Source organism: Chromohalobacter sp. HP20-39 (assembly GCF_033052815.1).
In the GTDB taxonomy this organism is placed as follows: domain Bacteria; phylum Pseudomonadota; class Gammaproteobacteria; order Pseudomonadales; family Halomonadaceae; genus Chromohalobacter.
Genome location: NZ_JAWHTP010000435.1, coordinates 1 through 309, shown reverse-complemented (window position 1 = coordinate 309; position 309 = coordinate 1). Strand labels below are relative to the sequence as shown.

Genomic DNA, 309 nt, shown 5'->3' with positions numbered 1-309 from the left:
TGCGGCCGGCATGCGCTCTCTCGGTGTCGGCGTGGGTTGGAACAGCAACTTGATCTGCGGCGTCATGAGCATCCAGACCACGTTGAAGAACCAACTTAACGGCATCACCAACGGCTTCCAGCAAATCATGTCGTCGGTGATCCAGAGTGCCACCAGTGCGGTGGCATCGTTGCCCGCGCTGATCATCCAGCGGGCCGATCCCGGTTTGTACAACCTGCTCACCAATGGCGTGCTGCAGGCGCGACTCGATTTCGACCGCAGCAAGCTGACGTGCCGTGCCATGGCCGAGAAGATGGCCGAAATGGCGGG

Annotated in this window: 1 pseudogene; it reads left to right on the top strand. The window is 60.8% G+C overall.

The window, feature by feature from the left end:
* Positions 1–309, top strand: a pseudogene (locus RVY79_RS18705) (integrating conjugative element protein); the annotation flags it as partial.